Source organism: Marinifilum sp. RC60d5 (genome assembly GCF_052400665.1).
In the GTDB taxonomy this organism is placed as follows: Bacteria; Bacteroidota; Bacteroidia; order Bacteroidales; family Marinifilaceae; genus JBQTGK01.
Genome location: NZ_JBQTGK010000014.1, coordinates 72,808 through 80,662, shown reverse-complemented (window position 1 = coordinate 80,662; position 7,855 = coordinate 72,808). Strand labels below are relative to the sequence as shown.

The following is a 7,855-nucleotide window of genomic DNA, read 5'->3' as shown; positions in this document are numbered from 1 at the left end:
TTTAAATCCTAATAAAATCTAAAAAAATTTTAAAAAGATTTTTCGAAGACTAAACTCCCCTTTTAACACCCCAGAATCTCTCTATCTCCTACTAATCCCTCCGGATTAGCGGCTGCAAAGATAAACACTTTTTGTTCTATCCTGCAAATGTTTTTTAATCTTTTTTTTGAACTGGAAATCTTATTAAAGCCTCATAAACACTAGTACTCCACAAGATTTTTTTGCCCTAAAAGCGGCTGCAAAGATAAAGAATTTATTTCTACATCTCCAAACCTAAAATTAAAAAATATCAAAATTTTTTTCGAGTTTTAAATTCATCATTTCTGACTCCATTTCTTCAAAACTATAATGCCTTACCTTTGTAAAGCGAGTGCAAAGATAAGCTTAAGTTTTACTCTTTTCCAAACTTAATTGCACTTTTTCTCTAAACAAATAGATAGTAAACTGAATATCAGCAACTATTTTTTATTTTGAAATGGAAATACAAATTACAACATTATCGAGAGAAAGTCCAGACTATTCTAAAAGATTTTTTTGGATTAGACTGCGTTCAAGATCAAAGGAAAGATTTGGTATCTGATTTTCAAGATCTTCCATTTTCCTATAAGTATTTGCGAGAAATTTTTGATGAGATTCTGAATCAGGATTAAAAGGTCTATGCCCAGCAGCAGAAATTATTTTTTTAATATTTTTCATCTGTGATAAAGTTTCTTCATCGATAAATGTATTGCTAAAACGCGACCAAATGTAATTTACGGAAGTTGAATTCAGATGTATCATATCTTCATCATAGAACCTATAGTCTCTAAGTTCATCCATTACAATTTCGTAGGAAGGAAAATAGGAAACATGATCGAAAAGCTGAACCAACTGTTCTACCGCCAGCAATAATGCAGATTTACTTAACTGATTGCCATTCGCTCCATCTTTCCAATGTCGGATAGGACTAACAGTAAAAATAATTTTTAAATGCGGATTAAAAAGAGATAATGATAATATTAGATCCTTATAGAGTTTAACTATTTCGTCTACATTAAGGCGATATCGGTGAAAACTACTTGCCAATTGCTTGTGACAATTTGAGACAACAAAACCAGAATCGATCAATTCATAAACCCAGGAAGTACCAAAAGTAATACATAAGATATCGGCACCGGCTAAATCGAGAGATGCCGATTGTATTGAAGAGTTAATATTTTTAAGACATTTCTCCATATTATTACTCGAGAAACTCCCATGATGATAGTAACTAAAGTACTGATCGTTAGCAAAATTAAGATTCTCTTCGGTAAATGTTTTATTCTCGATTAATAGCTTAAGGCTATTTGCCACACTAAATGGATTATAAATGACACCGAAGGGGTTTACAGATGCATTAAATTTATTTTTAAGAAGAATACTTCCAATATTTTCGACAAAACATGAACCTAACATTATAATTTTAGAATGATAGGATATTTTAAAATCCGATTCCGGAATTTCTACAAGCGTTCTAAATTGATCCATATTTTAAGAGTTAGGCATGAGGGCTCAAAATTTTATTCATCCATTTACAAATGTAATGAAACACGTTGATGCTAAAATTTTCATTGTGTAATTCATGAAATCCATCATCCCATAGCTTAAAGGTACAATTCTTTTTATTTTTACTTGCAAAATATTCACTTGCTTTTGGATCAGTAATTTTATCTTTACTACCATGCATTACTAACAATGGTTTTTTTATCTTTTCAGTCGAATTTAGAATCTTATAACCAGCATCATAAGCACCTATAAACAATCGAAATGAAACTTTATTATGTACCAATTCGTCCTTATCGTATCGATTAGAGATTTCTTTGTTATGAGAAAGTAAGTCTGCATCCAATTTTGTTTCGATACTCATATTAGGTATTAAATAATTGAAAAAACGTATAAGAGGTATAATTATTTTTGGTGGAGATGCCTGAGATATTATCCAGGGTGAAGTAGATATTACTCCAATATAATTTGCATTTTTTCTTATTAAATGATTTAAGACTTCGCCTCCCCCCATACTATGTCCGTATAAAAACTGTGGCAGTGAAGGAAATTTCTGTCTTGCTTCTAATAAAATTTGATCGATATCACTCATAAAATCGTCGTAAGAAGAAATAACACCGCGTTTCCCCGACGACAAACCATGTCCGCGCTGATCGTAAGCTAGCACAGCAAATCCTGAATTGACAAATTGTTCTGCCCAATTCTGGTATCGCGAACTGTGCTCTCCAATTCCATGAACTAAAATTAGAATAGCCTTAGCCTCTTTTTTAGGACTCCATGATTGCACAAAAAGACTAGTGTTATCGAAAGAATTGATATGAAACTTGTTATAAATCATTATTTAATACATTAAATCGAAACTATTAATGCATAAATGTAAAAAGAAAAACAATGATGCAAACACTAATTGCGCAAGGAGTTCTTACTTATGAGTTTAAAAAATCAAGATTTCGTCTTAATCCTTTGTACTTTGTTCGTTTTACGGCCGACTTTTTAAATATCTCTCCAAATTTATGACTATCTATTTCGTTCCACTCCTGATGCGAAAGAGATAATAAATCTGGATTAGCTCCGAATTCATGAACATTATGAGGCTTTACCATGCGATTCCAAGGACAAACATCCTGGCAAATATCGCAACCAAATACTCTATTTTTAAATTTCCCTTTTAGTTCTTCAGGAATATCTCCTTTAAGTTCTATTGTATAATACGAAATACATTTACTGCCATTTACAACGTAAGGCTCTGTTATAGCACCTGTTGGGCAAGAACGTATGCATCGGTTGCATCCTCCACAAAAATCCTGATATTCCGGATTTTCATATTCAAGATCCATATCAACGAAAAGTTCACCTAAAAATAAAAAGGAGCCAATTTTCCGGTTAATTAAAAGGGAGTTTTTTCCGATCCAGCCCAAACCCGCTTTTTTTGCCCAGGCATGTTCAAGCACTGGAGCCGAATCGACAAAAGCACGACCAGAAACTTCGCCAATCTCGGTATTTATATATTCCAAAAGTTTATTGAGCCGATCTTTTAATACAAAATGATAGTCTGTTCCATAGGCATATTTTGCAATTACTGGTGCCTGCGGATCTTCCTGCTGTTGTTTGGGGTAGTAATTTAATGCGACAACGATTATTGATTTTGTATTTTCTACCAGCAAACGGGGATCGAGACGTTTTTCTATATTATTCGCCATATATCCCATTTCACCATGATATCCTTTTTTTAGCCATGATAAAAAATTTTCTTTTTCCTCGCTAAGAAAATCTGCTTTTACAATTCCACACAAATCGAGCCCAAGCTCAATAGCTTTTGATTTTATAAGATTCGATTTAACTTTTAGCGTAAGATTCATAAAGTGAATATAATCATTTTGAAACGATGCAAGCTTCCATTTCTCAATTCAGAGAAAGAAAAGAACAACTAGATAGCTCTGCATAAAAAAAGGACTGCAAAAACAGTCCTTTAATATTTTATAGAAAACCCAATTCGAGTTTTGCTTCTTCAGTCATCATATCTTTATCCCAGGGCGGATCAAAAGTCAACACTACAGTAACATCCTCAATCATAGGTAATGCTTTTGTTTTTTCATTTACCTCTTCGAGAATTTGATCGGCCATTGGACAATTAGGAGCTGTAAGAGTCATCAGTATTTTCACCTCATCTTCCTCGTACACGTCAATTTCATATATTAATCCCAGATCGTATATATTCACTGGAATCTCAGGATCGTAAATCGTTTTTAAAACTTCAACAATTATGCCTTCTGTTTCCCTTTTTCCCATCTCACATTATTTATTTACGTGATTAAAAGCAATTCCGTACATTTTAATTTGCTTCACCATAGAGACCAAACCATTTGATCTTGTTGGTGATAAATGCTGCTTTAATCCGATTTCATCGATAAATTTAAGGTCAGCATTCATAATATCCTCAGGCGATTGGTTATTGAAAACACGAATGAGCAAAGCTGCAATACCTTTAACAATTATTGCATCACTATCGGCTTCCAGTTTCACAATTCCATTATCGAGACTCGCATTAAACCATACTTTCGACTGACAACCTTTAATTAGATTATTATCGGTTTGATGTTCCTTATCTAAGCCAGACAATTCGGTTCCCAGTTCGATTAAATATGCATATTTATCCATCCAATCGTCGAATCCTGAAAACTCTTCAATAATTTCTTCCTGAATTTCGTTTATTGTCATTTTACTCTATTCTTATAGTATTCTTAAAAATTGGCTCAATGTACAAACATTTTACAAACTTTCAGAATTCCGTTATATAGTGCGTCTATTTCCTCTTTGGTATTGTAAAAAGAAAATGAGGCGCGAACAGTTCCATCAATTCCAAAATGTTGCATTACAGGCTCGGTACAATGAGTTCCTGTTCGAACAGCAATCCCCATCTGATCGAGCAACATTCCCATATCATAAAAATGAATTCCTTCGACTAAAAATGAGATTACCGATGTTTTATTCTCTGCTGTTCCGTATATTTTTAATCCGTCGACAGACAAAAGCTTTTCTGTTGCATAATTCAACAACTCTTGTTCATAGGTATCAATAAGATCTAATCCTATGCTCTCGACATATTTAATAGCAGCACCCAATCCTATTGCATCGATATAATTTGGAGTTCCTGCTTCGAATTTAAATGGCAATTCGTTGTAAGTGGTTTCTTCGAAACGTACTTCCTGAATCATTTCGCCTCCACCTTGCCATGGCGGCATTTCATTTAACAACTCTTCTTTTCCGTACAAAACACCAATACCAGTTGGCCCGTAAAGTTTATGTCCCGAAAACACTAAGAAATCGGCATCTAAATCCTGAACATCAATTTTCTTATGCTGAACCGATTGAGCTGCATCAATTAATACACGAACATTTTTAGCATGAGCAATATCAATAATCTCTTTAATAGGATTAATTGTACCCAATGAATTGGAGATATGATTAAGGGCAACAATTTTTGTTCGATCGGTAATCAAATCCTCAAGCATTTCTACCTGCAACTCGCCGTTATCATTAAAAGGAAGAACCTTAAGCACTGCCTTTTTTTTCTTACAAACCAGTTGCCAGGGAACAATGTTTGAGTGGTGTTCCATTTCCGATACGATTACCTCATCGCCTTCGCTGATATATCTATCGGCAAAAGAATTGGCCACTAAATTTACCGATTCGGTTGTTCCTCTGGTAAAAATGATTTCGTGCAGATGTTTGGCATTAATAAACCGCTGAACAATTTTTCTTGCATTCTCATTTCCATCGGTAGATTTATTACTTAAATAATGAACTCCACGATGAATATTAGAATTGTACTTGTAATAATACTTCACCATCTCATCAATTACCTGATGCGGTTTTTGAGTGGTAGCAGCATTATCGAAGTAAACCAGTGGTTTACCATGTACTTTTTCTCCAAGAATTGGAAAGTCTTTGCGTATTTTATTAATATCCAGTGTCATTGTATTTTATTATATGGCAGAGACGCAGCAATACTACGCCTTTACAATATCCTTATCTTATTTTAGTGATTGCAAGCAATTGCACAAGTATTACATTTCGACATTTCGCCACGCAATCTTTTATCAACTAATTCGTCGATTCTTTCTTTTAGAGGCTCAATTCTTATTTTCTCGATAATTTCGTGAGCAAAAGCAAACATTAACATCTGGCGAGCTTCTTTCTCATCAATTCCTCTGGCACGCAAGTAGAATAGTGCATCATCATCCATTTGTCCTACGGTAGCACCATGACTACATTTCACATCATCGGCATCGATTACCAACTGAGGTTTTGTGTTGATAACAGCATCATCGGAAAGCAACAAATTGTTATTAGACTGATAAGCCTGAGTTTTCTGAGCATCTTTTCTCACAAAAATACGCCCCGCAAATGCTGCAGAAGCATTATCATCCATTACACCTTTAAAATGCTCGTTACTTAAGCAATTTGGTTTCGCATGATCAATAACTGTATAATTATCTACATGCTGTTCTCTATCCATTAAATACATTCCGAAGGTATTGTTTTCACAATACTCATCGTCCATTAGCACATGATGATTGTTACGAATTGTTCCTCCGTACAATGATATTGTATTGGTAAGGACATTCGAATTTGCTTCCTGACGTACAAATGTTGAATTTAAGATGGATGAGTTTAAGTGCTGATTTTGCAAGGTATACAAATCGAAAATTGCATTTTTTGCAACATTTATCTCGGTAACCGAATTGGTTAAATATTTATGTTTTGTTAAGGTATGATCGCAAACAATAATTTTTGCCTGCGCATTTTCCTCTACTACAATAAGATTTCTCTGAGCTCCCATTAAGTCACGATCGGAACGCAAAAGGTTCACCACCTGAATAGGTTTCTCTATTACTACCCCTTTAGGCACATACATAAAAAATCCATCCTTAGCCAAAGCTGTATTTAGTGCTACCAAACCATCTTCGCTGGTTTTGGCATATTTGCCATAATGAGCATTAAAAATTTCGGGATATTTTCTTGATGCTTCCTGAAGACTGCAAACAATTACACCTTCGGGAATTTCGAGTTTCTTATTTTCTTCGTAAAACCAACCATTTGTTAATAATACCATATTGGTATCCAATTCGGGTACATCGCACTGAAAAATCTTATTTAAATTGACATCTACTTTCTGATATCTAAGATTTACATTGTATGGATGATCGAAAACCGGAATCAAATCGGTGTATTTATAATGCTCGTTGGCACGAGTAGGTACGCCTAATTTTTCAAAATCGTGGAAAGCACTTTTACGAGCTTCGTTCATTACCTCTGACGAACCTTCCTGTAACAGCTTATTCCCTTGATTGTATAAATCAGCGAAATCCTTATTTATTGTATTAATATCGGCCATTTTAATTTAGATATTAGATTGAAAATATGAGATGAGAGCTTATAAATCCTCTTCATAATCTCGATACCATCAACTATTTTCCATTTTCTTCTTTAATCCAGTCGTATCCTTTTTCTTCCAGTTCAAGGGCTAATTCTTTACCTGCAGTTTTAACAATACGTCCATTGTACAATACATGCACAACATCTGGTACAATATAATCTAGTAAACGCTGATAGTGAGTAATTACAATTGTTGCATTTTCGGCAGTTTTAAGTTTATTAACTCCCTTTGCAACAATTCGTAATGCATCGATATCTAAACCAGAATCGGTCTCATCTAAAACCGCTAGCTTAGGTTCTAACATTGCCATTTGAAAAATCTCATTTTTCTTTTTCTCTCCACCCGAAAAACCTTCGTTTACCGAACGATTCATTAGTTTAGAGTCTATCTCGACCAATGCTTTTTTATCGCGCATTAATTTTAAAAAATCAGCAGCTTTTAATGGCTCCAGACCTTTATATTTTCGATGTTCGTTCACTGCTGTTTTCATGAAGTTAACGGTAGAAACTCCTGGTATTTCGATAGGATACTGAAATCCAAGAAAGATTCCTTCTTTGGCACGATCTTCGGGCTCCATATCCAACAAATTGTTTCCCTCGAAAGTAACTTCACCTTCGGTCACATTAAATAAATCTCTACCTGCTAAAACCGAAGCAAGAGTACTTTTTCCGGCACCGTTAGGTCCCATAATTGCATGAACTTCTCCTGGTTTAATCTCCAGATTAATTCCTTTCAGGATATCTTTTCCTTCAATGGAAACGTGTAAATTTTTTATGCTTAACATTTTATTTTATAGCTATTAGCCATTAGCTTTTAGCCTTTGGCTGATTACAGTTTAATTTTATCTGAAGAAATGAAATTTAGATTAAAACATCTCCCCTTAACTTTATTTAT

Annotated in this window: 8 protein-coding genes; all 8 read right to left on the bottom strand. The window is 34.2% G+C overall.

The features are described 5' to 3' along the window. Positions 1-516: 516 nt before the first annotated feature. Positions 517-1,506, bottom strand: a complete 990-nt coding sequence (locus tag ACT3CE_RS17690) for a GSCFA domain-containing protein (RefSeq protein WP_444711097.1) — start codon at positions 1,504-1,506, stop codon at positions 517-519. A 10-nt stretch (positions 1,507-1,516) separates the two neighbouring features. Then, the gene (locus tag ACT3CE_RS17685) at positions 1,517-2,359 is read right to left on the bottom strand and encodes a lysophospholipase (protein ID WP_444711096.1); all 843 of its coding nucleotides are present in this window, start codon (positions 2,357-2,359) and stop codon (positions 1,517-1,519) included. Positions 2,360-2,447: 88 nt separating this feature from the next. Next, entirely contained in the window at positions 2,448-3,380 is a 933-nt protein-coding gene (gene queG, locus ACT3CE_RS17680) for a tRNA epoxyqueuosine(34) reductase QueG (RefSeq protein ID WP_444711095.1), read from the bottom strand. A gap of 118 nt (positions 3,381-3,498) precedes the next feature. After that, complete coding sequence (locus ACT3CE_RS17675) at positions 3,499-3,810, bottom strand: iron-sulfur cluster assembly protein (protein ID WP_444711094.1); 312 nt, start codon at positions 3,808-3,810, stop codon at positions 3,499-3,501. A gap of 6 nt (positions 3,811-3,816) precedes the next feature. Continuing rightward, positions 3,817-4,239: a SufE family protein gene (locus ACT3CE_RS17670; protein WP_444711093.1), complete on the bottom strand. Its 423-nt coding sequence runs from the start codon at positions 4,237-4,239 to the stop codon at positions 3,817-3,819. A 35-nt stretch (positions 4,240-4,274) separates the two neighbouring features. After that, positions 4,275-5,498, bottom strand: coding sequence for a SufS family cysteine desulfurase (locus ACT3CE_RS17665; RefSeq protein ID WP_444711092.1), 1,224 nt, complete (start codon positions 5,496-5,498; stop codon positions 4,275-4,277). A 62-nt stretch (positions 5,499-5,560) separates the two neighbouring features. Continuing rightward, on the bottom strand, positions 5,561-6,919 hold the full coding sequence (gene sufD, locus ACT3CE_RS17660) for a Fe-S cluster assembly protein SufD (RefSeq protein WP_444711091.1): 1,359 nt from the start codon (positions 6,917-6,919) through the stop codon (positions 5,561-5,563). Positions 6,920-6,992: 73 nt separating this feature from the next. Next, positions 6,993-7,745, bottom strand: coding sequence for a Fe-S cluster assembly ATPase SufC (gene sufC / locus ACT3CE_RS17655; protein WP_444711090.1), 753 nt, complete (start codon positions 7,743-7,745; stop codon positions 6,993-6,995). Positions 7,746-7,855: the final 110 nt, after the last annotated feature.

Bases quoted from the DNA above. Each gene is read 5' to 3' on its own strand.
- ACT3CE_RS17690 (WP_444711097.1), bottom strand. From the start codon at position 1,506: ATGGATCAATTTAGAACGCTTGTAGAAATTCCGGAATCGGATTTTAAA.
- ACT3CE_RS17685 (WP_444711096.1), bottom strand. From the start codon at position 2,359: ATGATTTATAACAAGTTTCATATCAATTCTTTCGATAACACTAGTCTT.
- queG (WP_444711095.1), bottom strand. From the start codon at position 3,380: ATGAATCTTACGCTAAAAGTTAAATCGAATCTTATAAAATCAAAAGCT.
- ACT3CE_RS17675 (WP_444711094.1), bottom strand. From the start codon at position 3,810: ATGGGAAAAAGGGAAACAGAAGGCATAATTGTTGAAGTTTTAAAAACG.
- ACT3CE_RS17670 (WP_444711093.1), bottom strand. From the start codon at position 4,239: ATGACAATAAACGAAATTCAGGAAGAAATTATTGAAGAGTTTTCAGGA.
- ACT3CE_RS17665 (WP_444711092.1), bottom strand. From the start codon at position 5,498: ATGACACTGGATATTAATAAAATACGCAAAGACTTTCCAATTCTTGGA.
- sufD (WP_444711091.1), bottom strand. From the start codon at position 6,919: ATGGCCGATATTAATACAATAAATAAGGATTTCGCTGATTTATACAAT.
- sufC (WP_444711090.1), bottom strand. From the start codon at position 7,745: ATGTTAAGCATAAAAAATTTACACGTTTCCATTGAAGGAAAAGATATC.